Genomic DNA, 14,971 nt, shown 5'->3' with positions numbered 1-14,971 from the left:
TACTAATAGTATTTTGAATTGATATTTAAACAGTTCAAAGTTTTTTTACTTAATAGTTATATGTTTAATTTAATTTTTAGGAGGTACAATTATGACACCTGCAAAACATTCTCAAAACTGGTTACCCGGTATCTTTAATGATTTTTTCGGAAACGAATGGATCGCAAAATCCAACAGTTCAGCACCTGCTGTAAACATTATCGAAAACGATAAAGAATACGAAGTAGAAATAGCTGCTCCGGGTCTGACTAAAGATGACTTCAGCGTTCGCATAGACGATAATGATCATCTTATAATCACGGTGGAAAATAAAAAAGAAAATGAAGAAAAAGATAAAAAAGGCAAATTCCTAAGAAGGGAATTCTCCTATTCTCAATTTCGTCAAACTTTGGTTTTACCGGAAAATATCAATAAGGATGGGATTGAAGCTAAGCAGGAAAATGGCATATTAAGTGTCACAATTCCCAAAAAGGCTCTTCCCGAATCTAAAGAACCGAAACAAATTCCGGTAAAATAAAACAACAAAATTTATCGGATAAAACAATAAAAAACAAACCGTTCTTCGGAAATGAAAAATTCCGGCGAACGGTTTGTTTTTTTATCATTTCCAGAAGTTCTAATATTCGAAATGTCCGAATTCCGATTCGATAACGAGACTATTCTTATCAGCTTTTTCGACAAATCCGATAATCTGGGCATCGATCCCGAATGAGCGGGTAATATCTATGACTTCTTGTGCTCGGTCTGGTGTCACATACACTTCCATACGATGTCCCATATTAAACACTTTATACATCTCCTGCCAGTCAGTTCCTGACTGTTCTTGTATCATCTTAAAGAGAGGCGGAACAGGGAAAAGATTATTTTTCGTGACTTTCACACCTTCTACAAAATGCATTACCTTAGTTTGTGCTCCACCCGAACAATGTACCATACCATGTATTTCCGGCCTCATATAATCCAATAATTTTTTAATTACTGGTGCATAAGTACGGGTAGGCGACAATACAAGTTTACCTGCATCAAGCCCCAATCCCTTAATCTCGTCTGTAAGACGAAGTCCTCCGGAATAGATAAGCTCTTCAGGAACAGCCGCATCATAACTTTCGGGATATTTCTCAGCTAAATATTTAGAAAAAACATCATGACGTGCAGAAGTCAAGCCATTACTACCCATGCCTCCATTATATTCTTTTTCATAAGTAGCCTGTCCGAATGAGGCCATACCTACGATAACGTCACCATCCTGTATACGATGATTCGATATGACATCCGACCGCTTCATCCGGCATGTCACCGTACTATCCACAATAATCGTACGCACCAAATCCCCTACATCGGCTGTCTCGCCTCCGGTAGCATAAGCGTTTACACCTAACTCACGCAATTCCGAAAGCAATTCGTCCGTACCGTTAATAATGGCAGAAATGACCTCACCGGGAATCAACAATTTATTTCGTCCTATGGTCGAAGACACAAGAATGTTATCGGTAGCACCGACACACAAAAGATCATCGATATTCATAATAAGCGCATCTTGGGCAATCCCTTTCCAAACCGAAAGATCTCCGGTTTCTTTCCAATATATATACGCTAAAGAAGATTTTGTCCCCGCCCCGTCGGCATGCATGATATTGCAATACTCCGGATCTCCCCCGAGAATATCAGGAATAATTTTACAAAAGGCTTTCGGGAAAATTCCCTTGTCTATATTTTTTATGGCATTATGAACATCCTCTTTCGATGCGGAAACGCCGCGCAGATTATAACGTTGATCGCTCATTATGGTAATTTTCTGATTCGCTTACAAAAGTAATGTAAAAAAAAACGTGTACAAAATTGTACACGCTCTTATTTCTCATTCACATTCAATAGTGATTGGCAGATATTACCGTATCTGCCGATTTTCTTTTTTTATCACGATGTTCCTGCACCGAATATCCTATTACAATATCGAGTATAACTCTTTTTCCGGAAGGAATTCCCAAAACCTTACGCATGGCTTTTTCGTCGAACCACCCCAGCATACAACTGCCCAATCCTTCGGCAGCCGCAGCCAAAACAATATGTGCTGCGGCTACTCCAATATCGATATGCGGAAAATGCTTCCGCTTGATCCAGCCTCCCAAACCGGCAGAAATATTAGCACTTTCCTCAACAATAACAATATGTACCGGAGCTTGTTTGGTAAAGTGGTTAATGTTCAATATTCGATTCGATGTCGCATCTGCTACACGATTTTTCAACTCCGGATCATCGACTACGATAAAATGCCAAGGTTGCGAATTACAGGATGACGGGGCAAGCCGTCCCGCCTCTAAAATGCGCTCCAGCTTTTCCGGCTCGACAGAACGTTCCGGATCAAAAGCCCGATCGCTCTGCCGCTGTTTTACAAGAGAAAGGAAATCCATATATGCAGATTTAATCAGAATACTTCATCATGCGGCTGATATACTTACCGATAATGTCAAATTCAAGATTTACTACACTCCCGACTGTAATCTGATGAAAGTTCGTATGTTCATGAGTATAAGGAATTATAGCTACCTGAAAACTGTCATCTTTAGAATTGCAAACTGTAAGGCTCACACCGTTTACCGTTACCGATCCTTTCTCCACTGTCATATATCCTTCGCGAGCTTTCTTTTTGTCAAAATCATATACAAAAGTATAATACCAACTGCCATCGGCTTCTTCTACAGCAGTGCAACGAGCTGTCTGGTCAACATGTCCCTGAACGATATGCCCGTCTAACCGTCCGTTCATCACCATACTTCGTTCGAGATTGACTTTATCGCCGACCTTCAACAAGCCCAGATTGCTTCTGTCAAGAGTTTCTTGAATCGCTGTCACGGTATATGCCCCTTCTTCTATACTCACCACGGTAAGACATACTCCGTTATGTGCCACGCTCTGATCTATTTTCAACTCGTCAGTAAACGAACAAGAAAGAGTCAAATGCAAATTTCCCTGTTCTTTTTTAAGAGCCACAACGGTAGCTGCTTCTTCTACAATTCCTGAAAACATAATATTCCGTTTTTAAATTATATCTGCCTCAAAAATAAAAAAAAAATGGCAGTCGGGCACTTTTATAAATGATAATTCCGTACATTTGAGAAATACAAGTTTTTCTAAAGATAACATGTTTGTATATGGAAATCACATTACCTCCTAAAAACGATTTATCGGAAAGAATTGTTTTACAGAACCCTCATAATATAGTTATAATCGGTGCAAACGGAGCAGGCAAGAGTCGTTTCGGAGAAGAAATAGAACGGGAATATCCTGAACAGACATTTCGCATATCCGCACTGAACTCGGTTTGTATCGTTCCTGACTCTCCCGATTCTCCCAACTCCATTGCCCGACAGTTTAAAGAAGCTTTCAGCGAAAAATCGGCTTCTCAAACACAAACGGAATTCGAGCAACTGTTTTGCCTACTTCAATATGAAGAATTCAAAACGCTAACGGAATATAAAGAACGGTTAAAGAATGAGATCGGAGTAGCCATCCCGATTACAAAACTCGACAGAACTCAAGTTATATGGGAAAAAATATTTCCACACAGTCGGCTATTGCGCAAACCTGATCGTTTGGAAATCATATCGGATAAATGTAATAATCCATATAATGCTTTGCGCATGAGTCAAGGCGAAAGGGTGGTATTCTATCTAATCGCAGCGGCACTATCGGCATCGCCCGACTCTATTTTGATTATCGAAGATCCGGAAGTTCATCTGCATCGCTCGATCATGAGTTCTTTATGGGATTATATAGAACAAGAACGCCCCGACTGCACATTTGTATATCTGACACACGATATAGAATTCGCAACGACAAGAACCGGAGGAATAAGAATATGGGTAAAATCATACGATGCAGATCAACACTCTTGGGATTACGAACTCATAGAAAATCAAGAACTTTTTCCAGAAGAAGTTTATCTTGAACTGTTAGGAAGCCGGAAACCTATTCTTTTTATAGAAGGCACGGACTCATCCAGTATCGATATAAAATTATACCCGTATATTTTCCCGGAATATATGGTAAAACCGCTCGGAGGATGCTCTAAGGTCATAGAAACGACTAAAGCTTTTGCCGAAATGAAAGGATTTCATCATCTCGAATCAAAAGGAATTGTAGATAGAGATAGACGTACACCGCATGAAATCAAATATTTAAGAGAACGAAACATTTATGTTCCGGATGTTGCTGAAGTAGAAAATCTGCTAATGCTCGAACCTATAATCCGAGTAATTGCCAGAAGAATGTTACAGAATGAAGACGAAGTGTTTCATGCTGTAAAACAGAACGTAATAGCTCTTTTCAAAAAGGATATAGAATCTCAAGCCTTACTACACACCCGTCACCGTACCCGCAGAGAAATCGAATACACGATAGACCGGCGTTTAAACACCATCGAAGAGTTTACCCGGCATATAGAAACGTTGACCGATAATATAGACACGGACTCTATATATAGAAATATTCTCGAGGAGTTTATCCGATATGCTGAAAATGAAGATTATCCGGCCATTTTAAGAGTATATAATCAAAAAGGGATGCTACCACAAAGCCGAGTGACTCATTTATGCGGATTGGCAAATAAAGAAAAATATCTTAGCTTTGTGCTTTCGATTTTGAAAGAAGACAAAGAAGATGCCGCAACAATACGTAAAGCGATACAAGCTTGTTTCGGTATCGTACAAAAGGAAAACGAAGAAGAACTTTAAGATAGAGTTTCAATGATAAAGAAATGGATAGAGGCTGCCCGTCCCCGTACTTTACCGACATCGGTAAGTCCTGTAATTGCAGCTTCGGCATACGCATGGTATCAGAATACATTCAACGGATATGCAGCTACAATATGTCTTATATTCGCATTATTGGCTCAAATCGCTTCAAATTTCGGCAATGATTACTTCGACTATAAAAAAGGAAGTGACAATGCTGATCGTGTAGGACCGCGTCGAGCCGTAGCATCCGGTGATATTTCTCCCCAATCCATGCTTCTGGCAACAATGCTGACTTTGGCTTTAGCATGTGTTACCGGCTGTTTGCTAATCCCCATAGGCGGTTGGGGACTTCTTTTTGCCGGCATATTTATCGCAATTTTTGCAATAGCTTATTCTGCAGGACCTTATCCCCTATCCTATCACGGATTGGGAGATATCGCCGTATTCATTTTTTTCGGACTCATAGCTGTTAATCTTTCTTTTTATGTCCAGGCGCTTTATTTCGAACGGCAAGTGTTTCTTTGCAGCATAGCTATGGGCTTATTATCGGTCAATATTCTCATGGTCAACAATTATCGGGATAAAGAGACTGATGAAACTTCGAATAAAAAAACACTCGTTGTATTATTTGGGCATAAATTTGCAGAATACGCATACCTTTTGAATGGAATTGCAGCATTAGCTGTTACCGGAACTATCTGGTTCACGACCAGCATAACCGGCTATATTGCCGCTATTCTATATTTAAGTATACACCTGAAAACTTGGTATGCAATGACAAAAAAGAAAGGAACAGAACTGAATCCGATTTTAGGGAAAACTGCTCGAAATCAACTGATATTTACGCTATTACTTATTCTTATTTTAATTATAACCCGGTCGGCAAGCTTTTAACATTCATAAAATATGACTTTTTCAAATATATACGGAACAGCTTCTTTTTGGACGAAAATATTCATTACGCTTTGTATTATGCTGATAATGCTCATCATATCGGCAATATTGATATGGTTATTCAGCACCGGTTTTAGTAACATTTTATCCCAATCGGATATTCTTGTAGGAAGCATGTCCATCCAATGTATTTTTCTTTTTATTTCCACAGCCGTAGTTACAGCCGGACTATTCAGTTCCCGTCCGTTTTCTTACTTGAAAATGGATAAAAAACCGACTGTTACAGCACTTATCGGTGTCATAATCTGTATGATCGTATTTGCACCCTTCATGAATCTAGTCATAAGCTGGAATCAATCTTTGTCATTGCCCGAGAAATTTTCGGCTGTTGAAACGTGGATGCGTAATAAAGAAGCCTCAGCCCAGCTAATTACCGATCAACTACTAAACATACATTCTTTAGGAGCTCTGGTATTATTAATTTTTGTTATCGGTATTCTGACCGGTATAGGGGAAGAGGCCTTGTTCAGAGGACTCCTTCAAAAGTTATTATGGGAAAAAACAGGTAACAAACATGCCGCAATATGGATCGGAGCAATAATATTCAGCACTGTACATTTTCAGTTTTTCGGATTTATTCCTCGCATGTTGCTCGGAGCTTTTTTCGGATATTTGCTCGTATGGTCAGGAAATATATGGTTACCGATAACCGCACATTTTTTTAATAACAGTATAACCGTTGTTTTCCGTTATATAGAAAATCAGGGATACGAACTTTCTTACTTTGAAAAACTCGGTACTATGGAAAACGGTACTTGGGATATTGCCGTATATAGTTTGATACTTTTTGTCTTATGCAGCTATACCTTATATAAATATCTACAAAAAAAGTCGTTACGGATATAAAAAACTACCGTGGTATATTCCTCGAAAAATCAATCGAATTTCTTACGATGAAAAATAAAATTACGCCCAAGATATTTTTCCCGAACTACCGGATCGACGGCCAGCTCTTCAGAAGTTCCTTGAAATAATATCTTACCCTCAAATAACATATACGCCCGATCGGTGATACTCAAAGTCTCAGGAGCATTATGGTCGGTAATCAAAATTCCGATATTTTTCTCTTTAAGCTTATATACAATATACTGAATATCTTCTACGGCAATCGGGTCAACCCCGGCAAAAGGTTCGTCAAGCATAATAAACTTAGGGCTGATAGCCAGACAACGAGCAATCTCCGTACGTCGTCTTTCTCCCCCGGACAACTGATCTCCCAAATTTTTCCTTACCTTTTGTAACCGAAATTCAGCAATCAGACTTTCTAATTTCTCTTTCTGAAATTCCTTACTCTTTCCGGTCATTTGCAAAACCGATAAAATATTATCCTCAACCGACATTTTACGAAACACCGAAGCCTCCTGCGCTAAATATCCGATTCCATGCTGAGCACGTTTATATACGGGAAACTTCGTAATCTCAAGATCATTCAGAAAAATACGCCCTTCATTAGGGGTGACTAAACCGGTAGTCATATAAAAAGTCGTGGTCTTTCCAGCTCCGTTCGGTCCTAACAAACCGACAATCTCACCTTGTTTTACATTAATAGAGACATGATTGGCAACCGTACGTTGTCCGTATTTCTTCACTAAATTTTCGGTTCTCAATACCATCAAATCGTCATCCGACACGATACGGGTATCCGTCGTATTTTTTTCTGTCTCAACATTCGGGATAAACTTTTCTGACATTCCTAATATCTGATTTACTTGCGACTGATTATTTTTATTGCAAAGGTAAAGATTTTCATGAACTTCGGTAATTTGGCGTTCTAAATTTTATAAACATAAAAAAATAAAGCCAGCCCGTCTTTATCTCTTTGGTGTTGTAGACGGTAATATAACCGTTTTTTAGGAGCTCAGCGATTCACATCGCATATTTAGGTGTGTAAGAGTATGACAAGCCGACTTTAATACATTTTATATGTGCAAATATACATTTATTTTTTCATGAAAATTTTCCATTTCCTTATTTTTTTCGTTTTTTTAAAATATTCTTATAAAGAACTGTTACACTGTATGCAAATGAAAGATAAAGGTATTTTATATCAATTTTTAAGTTTAAAACAGCCATGCCTGAAAATTTTTCCCTAAGTTTGTAGAGTCTGATTAAATTTTACTCGGGTCAGGCTTGAGAGTTTCTTTTGAGAATGTTTTATAGTTTTTATGAAGAGGATAGCTGGCTATCGAGTAAAAACGGAAAAACAGACCGAAAGAAAATGCAAAGATGACCTGATTATGTTTCTTTATTGGAAATTTTAAACAGGCTCTCATTAAAATATACATATTGTTGTCGTAAAAAGAATACTCTTTTTACTGAAATGGTATCTATTAAAAACGAAAAAATATGTTTATATTAAAATCGCTAAACAAGTTCGGCGAATATATTTTATTAATGGGTAAAGTTTTCTCGATTCCCGACCGATGGAGCGAATTTTTCAGACGATATATAATGGAAGTTTATCAACTCGTGATAGACTCTATTGCTATCGTGGTAACGATCTCTCTGTTTATCGGTGCTGTTATAGCCATACAGACATCTTTGAACATCATGTCTCCGTTGATTCCCCCCTATACGGTAGGTTTAATAACGAGAGATACCCTACTGCTCGAATTCTCATCATCTATAATGTGCCTTATCCTTGCAGGAAAAATAGGCTCTAACATCGCATCCGAAATAGGGACAATGCGAGTAACGGAACAGATAGACGCATTGGATATCATGGGAGTAAATTCGGCCAATTATCTTATCTTACCTAAAATCACGGCATTAGTAACGTTTATCCCCATCTTGGTAGCATTCAGCATGTTCACAGGATTGTTTGGAGGGTATCTGGTAAGTATTTTCACTTCAATTATTCCGACATCCCGCTATGTTTACGGACTACAATCATATTTCAATGAATATTATATCTGGTACTCGATCATCAAATCTCTTTTCTTCGGATTTGTGATTAGCAGCGTAGCATCTTTTTACGGCTATAAAGTAAAAGGCGGTGCTCTTGAGGTAGGGCAGGCAAGTACCGACTCTGTAGTCGTAAGCAGCGTAACAATCTTATTACTTGATGTCTTACTGACCAAAATATTATTGCAATGATAGAAATTAAAAATGTTACAAAATCGTTTGACGGAAAAACTATCTTGCATGACATTTCTGCGACCTTTCACACCGGAAAAACGAATCTGATCATCGGCCAAAGCGGATCGGGGAAAACCGTATTGATGAAATCGATTGTCGGATTATTACGCCCAGAATCAGGACAAATACTATATGACGGCAAAGATTTATTACAAATATCCGGGGCACAAATTAAGGCCTTACGCTCCGAAATCGGAATGTTGTTTCAGGGATCGGCACTATTCGATTCTCTGACCGTAATAGAAAATGTCATGTTTCCGTTAAAGATGTTTACCCGCAAGTCTTTGGCCGAACGAATAAAGCGTGCAGAATTTTGCCTGGATAGAGTAAACCTGAAAGGTGCAAACAACCTCTTTCCTTCTGAAATAAGCGGAGGGATGCAAAAACGTGTCGCAATTGCACGTGCGATTGCCTTAAACCCTAAATACTTATTTTGCGACGAGCCTAATTCCGGATTAGATCCCCGGACTTCGATACTCATTGATGAACTGGTCAGAGACATCACCCGCGAATATAACATTACAACAATTATTAATACACACGATATGAATTCGGTTATGGGTATCGGAGAAAATATCGTATTCCTGGATAAAGGACACAAAGAATGGGTCGGAAATAATGAAGAAATTTTTACTTCGGACAATAAAGCGTTAAATGATTTTGTTTTTGCGTCCAACCTTTTCAAAATGGTCAAAAAATATGTCATAAAAGAACACCTGTCCGATTCTCTGAAAGAATAGCACAAGTGCAAATTCCGTCAACGAACACGAAATTTGTAACACATTTATTGACAAGCGTCTAAAATAAAGCTAAAAAGTTTGCTTTTATTTTTGCGCAATCGATTGTTTTAAATCAAAGATTTAGTGTATATTTGCACACTGATATTTTATAACTATATTTGAACCATGAGTAAAAAAGTAGTCACATTCGGAGAAATCATGTTGCGGTTGGCCACACCGGGTTACCAACGCTTCAGTCAGGCAACGGAATTCACAGCCACATTCGGAGGGGGAGAAGCCAACGTATCGGTATCGCTGGCCAATTACGGTATGGAATCGGAATTCGTAACCCGTCTGCCCCAAAACGATATAGCCAGAAGTTGCGAGATGGATCTCCATAAACACGGAGTAAAAACCGATCATGTCATTTACGGAGGCGACCGTCTGGGAATCTATTTCCTCGAAACGGGAGCGGTAGCCCGTGCCAGCAAGGTGGTTTATGACCGGGCACATTCGGCAATCGCCGAAATCAAACCGGGGATGATCGACTGGGACGAAGTCTTCAAGGGAGCTGACTGGTTTCACTGGACCGGTATTACCCCTGCACTTTCACAGGGTGCTGCCGATGCCTGTCTCGAAGCCATACAGGCAGCCAACCGTCTGGGCGTAACCGTATCGTGCGACCTGAACTACCGGAAAAACCTGTGGAAATACGGCAAACAGGCATCAGAAATCATGCCCGAGTTGGTAGCCGGCTGCGATGTCATACTGGGAAATGAAGAGGATGCGGAAAAGGTATTCGGTATCAAACCGGAAGGTTTCGACGTGGCACAGACCAATGGAGAGGTGAACGCCACCGAGTTCGAATCGGTATGTACTCAGTTGATGAAACGTTTTCCCCGAGCCCAAAAAGTCATCATTACGCTCCGCGGATCGATCAACGCCAACCACAACACATGGGGCGGTGTATTGTACAGCGGCGGGAAACTGTATCAATCCCCGCGTTACGATATTACCCATATTGTAGATCGTGTAGGAGGAGGCGACTCATTCATGGGCGGACTTATCTATGGGTTACTGACCTATACCGGAGACGATCAGAAAGCGTTGAACTTCGCTGTAGCGGCATCGTGTCTGAAACATACCATTTACGGAGACTTCAATTTGGTAACGGTAGAAGAGGTCGAGAAACTCATGAGCGGTGATGCTTCGGGGAGAGTGTCGAGATAATTGACAATAATACTTAAAGCCTGTCTAAATTTTCCGATAAAGATAATCTAAGCAGGCTTCCATTTTCATAATATAGAGAAGACTTTTTGCCAAATGGCTTCTCAATTATTATTTCGTCTTTAACACAAATTATATGGCAAGATTTTCAAAAATAGAGGTACTCAACGCTATGGCCTCTACAGGTATGGTTCCTGTATTCTATAATAAAGACGTTGAGATTGCAAAAAGTGTAGTAAAAGCATGTTACGAAGGTGGAGTAAGAGCTTTCGAATTTACCAATCGCGGAGACTTCGCCCAAGATGTTTTTGCCGAATTAGTAAAATTTGCAGCAAAAGAATGTCCTGAAATGATTTTGGGAATCGGTTCTATCGTCGATCCAGGAACAGCATCTTTATATATACAGTTGGGAGCGAACTTTGTTGTCGGTCCGTTATTTAATCCTGAAATAGCAAAAGTATGTAACCGTCGTCTTATCCCTTATACTCCGGGATGCGGATCGGTATCTGAAATCGGATTTGCGCAGGAAGTCGGCTGTGATCTCTGTAAAGTATTCCCTGCCGGAAACGTCGGAGGCCCGTCATTCGTAAAAAATGTAAAAGCTCCTATGCCTTGGTCTATGCTTATGGTCACCGGAGCTGTAGAACCTACCGAAGAAAATCTCTCAGCATGGGTCAGAGCCGGAGTTACATGTGTAGGTATGGGCTCGAATCTCTTCCCTGCTGATATCATAAAAGCAAAAGACTGGGCTGCCATTACAAATAAATGTAAAGAGGCACTGGCAATTATTAAGAAATATAGATAAACACATATAAAAATACTTTTCCGGTTCTTTCATCGGAAAAGTATTTTTTCATTTGAAAAACACAAAAACAGAATAAATAATGAGTAGATTACAAGAAAATGCCGCGAAAATGACAAATTACAGGTGGGCGATCTGCGCCATGTTATTTTTCGCAACAACTGTCAATTATCTCGACAGACAAGTATTATCACTAACGTGGGATGAGTTCATAAAACCCGAATTCCATTGGGATGAATCACACTACGGAACTATTACATCCGTATTTTCAATCGTATATGCGATATGCATGTTATTCGCAGGTCGATTTATCGATTGGATGGGAACAAAAAAAGGATATTTATGGTCTATCGGTGTATGGTCGGCCGGAGCATGTCTACACGCTGTATGCGGTATCATCACCGAATCATACGTTGGATTGCATAGTGCCGCCGAGCTAATGAGCGCAACGGGAGATGTTGCGGTTATTATTGCAACGATAAGCATGTATTGCTTCCTTGCCGCCAGATGCGTACTGGCATTAGGTGAAGCCGGGAACTTCCCTGCAGCGATTAAAGTAACAGCAGAATATTTCCCTAAAAAAGACCGTGCTTATGCAACATCTATTTTTAATGCTGGTGCTTCGATCGGAGCATTGATCGCACCGCTAAGCATTCCCGTATTGGCGAAAATATGGGGATGGGAAATGTCTTTTATTATCATCGGTGCTCTCGGATTCGTATGGATGGGATTCTGGGTATTCATGTACAGCGCTCCTTCTAAAAACAAATTTGTAAACAAAGCAGAATTAGAATATATCGAACAGGATAAAGACCAAGATGTAACTCCTGTCGAAGAACTTAAAGAAGCCCGTAAAATGAGCTTTTTGGAATGTTTCTCTTATAAACAGACATGGGCTTTTGCTTTCGGAAAATTCATGACAGACGGCGTTTGGTGGTTTTTCCTTTTCTGGACACCATCTTATTTAAACACTCAGTTCGGAATTAAAACATCCGAAGGATTAGGGATGGCCTTGATTTTTACACTTTACGCCATCACGATGTTATCTATTTACGGTGGTAAATTACCGACCATATTTATCAATAAAACCGGAATGAATCCTTACGCTGCCCGTATGAAAGCTATGCTCATTTTTGCATTTTTCCCATTACTCGTACTATTAGCACAGCCCTTAGGTACAATTTCTCCTTGGTTTCCTGTAATTATGATCGGGATCGGAGGTGCAGCACACCAATCATGGTCTGCCAATATTTTTTCCACCATAGGCGATATGTTCCCTAAAAGTGCAATTGCTACTATCACCGGTATCGGCGGTATGGCAGGAGGTGTAGGATCTATGATCTTACAGAAATGTGCGGGAGACCTATTTGTATATGCAGACGAAGTACAAATGGAATTCATGGGATTTATAGGTAAACCGGCAGGGTATTTCATTATTTTCTGCATCTGCGCCGTAGCATATTTGATCGGATGGATCGTTATGAAAACTCTCGTACCGAAATACAAACCGATTGAATTATAAAAATATACAAGGTTTTTACCCGATAAAAAATCCCGGAATCTGCCGGGATTTTTTTATTTATAATATCCCCCTATGTATTTATTTGATATTTATTACCATATACTTACAAAACAAATATACTCAAACAGATGTTTTAATTGCACAAAAGAATAAAAACTAAAAAATATCAGGAATATGGTAAAAATAGATTTAAGTAAATACGGAATTACGAATGTAGAAAAAATCATCTATAATCCCTCATACGATGAACTTTTCAAAGCAGAAACCGATCCGTCACTCACCGATTATGAAAAAGGCATAGTAACCAACACCGGTGCTGTCGCAGTAAAAACAGGAAAGTTTACAGGAAGATCACCTAAAGACAAATATACGGTTAAAGATAAAACGACAGAAAATACCATGTGGTGGGACGGAAAAATCAACAAACCGATCTCCACTGAAATATGGAATGAGTTGAAACAGCTCGTAATTAAGGAACTATCCGATAAGAAAAAACTATATGTCGTAGATGCATATTGCGGAGCAAATAAAGACACTCGGTTAAAAGTCCGTTTCATTATGGAAGTTGCATGGCAGGCACATTTTGTGAAGAACATGTTCATACGTCCGACCGAAGAAGAGTTAAAAGAGTTCGGAGAACCGGATTTTATCGTACTCAACGGTTCTAAAGTTACCAATCCCAAATGGAAAGAACAAGGATTAAACTCCGAAGTCTTCGTTGTTTTCAATCTGACAGAACGTATGCAGATCATTGGGGGAACATGGTATGGCGGTGAAATGAAAAAAGGGATGTTCAGCATGATGAACTATTATCTGCCGTTAAAAGGAATAGCCTCTATGCACTGCTCTGCAAATGTCGGATTAAACGGAGATGTCGCTCTCTTTTTCGGATTATCCGGTACTGGGAAAACGACCTTGTCAACCGACCCGAAGCGTCTATTGATAGGAGATGACGAACACGGATGGGACGATAACGGAGTATTCAATTTTGAAGGAGGCTGCTACGCCAAAGTAATCAACCTAAGTCAAGAAAACGAACCGGAAATCTGGAGCGCAATACGAAGAGATGCTTTATTGGAAAATGTTACCGTACACGCCGACGGAAGTATCGATTATGCAGATAAGTCAATTACGGAAAATACTCGTGTCAGTTACCCCATTTATCATATAGACAACATCGTAGAGCCATCGAAAGCCGGGCATGCTTCCAAAATTATTTATTTATCGGCAGATGCATACGGTGTATTGCCTCCGGTATCGATACTTGATGAAAAACAGGCACAATATCATTTTATCAGCGGATATACATCAAAACTTGCCGGGACAGAACGAGGTATTACCGAACCAGGACCCTCTTTTTCCCCTGCATTCGGAGAAGCGTTCCTAACCGTGCATCCAATGATGTACGCTGCTGTATTAGCCAGAAAAATGAAAGATCATCATTGCAAGGCATATCTTGTAAACACCGGTTGGAATGGAACGGGAAAACGTATTTCGATCAAGGAAACCCGCGCTATTATCGATGCAATACTTTCGGGTGATATTGAAAAAGCCCCGACCAAGCATATTCCTATTCTCAATTTGACCATACCGACCGAACTGCCGGGAGTAAATTCTGGAATCCTCGATCCGAGAGATACTTACCCTAATGTCGAAGAATGGAGTAAAAAAGCACAATCTCTGGCCAATAAATATGCCGACAACTTTGTGCAATACGCCACAACACCCGAAGCCGAAGCATTGATAGAGTTCGGCCCTCAACGTGAAAAGAAATAAGAAACTCTTTTTTCATATTCCCTGTCAAACGTCTTCTAATCCGGAATCCCGCAAGCAATGTCTAAGTGAGAGAGTTTTCCTCACGGTATCAGGGGTT

General features: G+C 39.8%; 14 protein-coding genes. 10 read left to right on the top strand and 4 right to left on the bottom strand.

The features are described from left to right. Positions 1–91: 91 nt before the first annotated feature. A complete protein-coding gene (locus QUE35_RS12735) occupies positions 92–517 on the top strand; it encodes an Hsp20/alpha crystallin family protein (RefSeq protein WP_009317620.1) in 426 nt (141 codons plus the stop codon). A 99-nt stretch (positions 518–616) separates the two neighbouring features. On the opposite strand, the gene QUE35_RS12730 is transcribed toward QUE35_RS12735, so the two are convergent. The 3 genes from QUE35_RS12730 to QUE35_RS12720 all read right to left on the bottom strand — a co-directional run bounded on the left by QUE35_RS12730 (position 617) and on the right by QUE35_RS12720 (position 3,027). Then, the gene (locus QUE35_RS12730) at positions 617–1,783 is read right to left on the bottom strand and encodes an AIR synthase-related protein (protein ID WP_009317621.1); all 1,167 of its coding nucleotides are present in this window, start codon (positions 1,781–1,783) and stop codon (positions 617–619) included. 85 nt (positions 1,784–1,868) lie between these two features. Next, positions 1,869–2,411, bottom strand: coding sequence for a nitroreductase family protein (locus tag QUE35_RS12725; RefSeq protein WP_022602119.1), 543 nt, complete (start codon positions 2,409–2,411; stop codon positions 1,869–1,871). Positions 2,412–2,421: 10 nt separating this feature from the next. After that, complete coding sequence (locus QUE35_RS12720; protein WP_009317623.1) at positions 2,422–3,027, bottom strand: riboflavin synthase; 606 nt, start codon at positions 3,025–3,027, stop codon at positions 2,422–2,424. A gap of 125 nt (positions 3,028–3,152) precedes the next feature. Here QUE35_RS12720 and QUE35_RS12715 point away from each other — a divergent pair, with 125 nt between their 5' ends. Genes QUE35_RS12715 through QUE35_RS12705 form a run of 3 tightly spaced genes read left to right on the top strand, consistent with a single transcriptional unit; the run spans position 3,153 to position 6,536 of the window. Continuing rightward, positions 3,153–4,733: a DUF4435 domain-containing protein gene (locus QUE35_RS12715; RefSeq protein ID WP_022602117.1), complete on the top strand. Its 1,581-nt coding sequence runs from the start codon at positions 3,153–3,155 to the stop codon at positions 4,731–4,733. Positions 4,734–4,745: 12 nt separating this feature from the next. After that, positions 4,746–5,630, top strand: coding sequence for a 1,4-dihydroxy-2-naphthoate polyprenyltransferase (locus QUE35_RS12710; protein ID WP_022602115.1), 885 nt, complete (start codon positions 4,746–4,748; stop codon positions 5,628–5,630). A gap of 12 nt (positions 5,631–5,642) precedes the next feature. After that, positions 5,643–6,536, top strand: coding sequence for a CPBP family intramembrane glutamic endopeptidase (locus QUE35_RS12705; RefSeq protein ID WP_081705729.1), 894 nt, complete (start codon positions 5,643–5,645; stop codon positions 6,534–6,536). A 29-nt stretch (positions 6,537–6,565) separates the two neighbouring features. On the opposite strand, the gene lptB is transcribed toward QUE35_RS12705, so the two are convergent. Continuing rightward, complete coding sequence (lptB, locus tag QUE35_RS12700; protein WP_009317627.1) at positions 6,566–7,381, bottom strand: LPS export ABC transporter ATP-binding protein; 816 nt, start codon at positions 7,379–7,381, stop codon at positions 6,566–6,568. A gap of 661 nt (positions 7,382–8,042) precedes the next feature. On the opposite strand from lptB, the gene QUE35_RS12695 reads away from it, so the two are divergent. The 6 genes from QUE35_RS12695 (at position 8,043) to pckA (ending at position 14,874) form a co-directional block, all read left to right on the top strand. Beyond that, the gene (locus QUE35_RS12695) at positions 8,043–8,786 is read left to right on the top strand and encodes an MlaE family ABC transporter permease (protein WP_195596639.1); all 744 of its coding nucleotides are present in this window, start codon (positions 8,043–8,045) and stop codon (positions 8,784–8,786) included. Next, positions 8,783–9,568, top strand: coding sequence for an ABC transporter ATP-binding protein (locus QUE35_RS12690; RefSeq protein WP_022602101.1), 786 nt, complete (start codon positions 8,783–8,785; stop codon positions 9,566–9,568). The genes QUE35_RS12695 and QUE35_RS12690 overlap by 4 nt, the downstream gene beginning before the upstream one ends. Positions 9,569–9,733: 165 nt before the next feature. Next, the gene (locus QUE35_RS12685; RefSeq protein ID WP_022602099.1) at positions 9,734–10,777 is read left to right on the top strand and encodes a sugar kinase; all 1,044 of its coding nucleotides are present in this window, start codon (positions 9,734–9,736) and stop codon (positions 10,775–10,777) included. 133 nt (positions 10,778–10,910) lie between these two features. Continuing rightward, positions 10,911–11,579: a bifunctional 4-hydroxy-2-oxoglutarate aldolase/2-dehydro-3-deoxy-phosphogluconate aldolase gene (locus QUE35_RS12680; protein WP_031258837.1), complete on the top strand. Its 669-nt coding sequence runs from the start codon at positions 10,911–10,913 to the stop codon at positions 11,577–11,579. A 79-nt stretch (positions 11,580–11,658) separates the two neighbouring features. Then, the gene (locus QUE35_RS12675) at positions 11,659–13,098 is read left to right on the top strand and encodes an MFS transporter (RefSeq protein ID WP_022602095.1); all 1,440 of its coding nucleotides are present in this window, start codon (positions 11,659–11,661) and stop codon (positions 13,096–13,098) included. Positions 13,099–13,272: 174 nt separating this feature from the next. Beyond that, the gene (gene pckA / locus QUE35_RS12670; RefSeq protein ID WP_122329733.1) at positions 13,273–14,874 is read left to right on the top strand and encodes a phosphoenolpyruvate carboxykinase (ATP); all 1,602 of its coding nucleotides are present in this window, start codon (positions 13,273–13,275) and stop codon (positions 14,872–14,874) included. Positions 14,875–14,971: the final 97 nt, after the last annotated feature.

Origin of the sequence: Coprobacter fastidiosus, from assembly GCF_030296935.1 — a bacterium.
Taxonomy (GTDB): domain Bacteria; phylum Bacteroidota; class Bacteroidia; order Bacteroidales; family Coprobacteraceae; genus Coprobacter; species Coprobacter fastidiosus.
This window is presented reverse-complemented; position numbering and strand designations above follow the sequence as displayed.

What these genes read in the sequence shown, in the direction of transcription:
- QUE35_RS12720 (WP_009317623.1), bottom strand. Translation starts at nt 3,027, where the DNA reads ATGTTTTCAGGAATTGTAGAAGAAGCAGCTACCGTTGTGGCTCTTAAA.
- lptB (WP_009317627.1), bottom strand. Translation starts at nt 7,381, where the DNA reads ATGTCAGAAAAGTTTATCCCGAATGTTGAGACAGAAAAAAATACGACG.
- QUE35_RS12735 (WP_009317620.1), top strand. Translation starts at nt 92, where the DNA reads ATGACACCTGCAAAACATTCTCAAAACTGGTTACCCGGTATCTTTAAT.
- QUE35_RS12680 (WP_031258837.1), top strand. Translation starts at nt 10,911, where the DNA reads ATGGCAAGATTTTCAAAAATAGAGGTACTCAACGCTATGGCCTCTACA.
- QUE35_RS12730 (WP_009317621.1), bottom strand. Translation starts at nt 1,783, where the DNA reads ATGAGCGATCAACGTTATAATCTGCGCGGCGTTTCCGCATCGAAAGAG.
- QUE35_RS12690 (WP_022602101.1), top strand. Translation starts at nt 8,783, where the DNA reads ATGATAGAAATTAAAAATGTTACAAAATCGTTTGACGGAAAAACTATC.
- QUE35_RS12685 (WP_022602099.1), top strand. Translation starts at nt 9,734, where the DNA reads ATGAGTAAAAAAGTAGTCACATTCGGAGAAATCATGTTGCGGTTGGCC.
- pckA (WP_122329733.1), top strand. Translation starts at nt 13,273, where the DNA reads ATGGTAAAAATAGATTTAAGTAAATACGGAATTACGAATGTAGAAAAA.
- QUE35_RS12675 (WP_022602095.1), top strand. Translation starts at nt 11,659, where the DNA reads ATGAGTAGATTACAAGAAAATGCCGCGAAAATGACAAATTACAGGTGG.
- QUE35_RS12705 (WP_081705729.1), top strand. Translation starts at nt 5,643, where the DNA reads ATGACTTTTTCAAATATATACGGAACAGCTTCTTTTTGGACGAAAATA.
- QUE35_RS12710 (WP_022602115.1), top strand. Translation starts at nt 4,746, where the DNA reads ATGATAAAGAAATGGATAGAGGCTGCCCGTCCCCGTACTTTACCGACA.
- QUE35_RS12715 (WP_022602117.1), top strand. Translation starts at nt 3,153, where the DNA reads ATGGAAATCACATTACCTCCTAAAAACGATTTATCGGAAAGAATTGTT.
- QUE35_RS12725 (WP_022602119.1), bottom strand. Translation starts at nt 2,411, where the DNA reads ATGGATTTCCTTTCTCTTGTAAAACAGCGGCAGAGCGATCGGGCTTTT.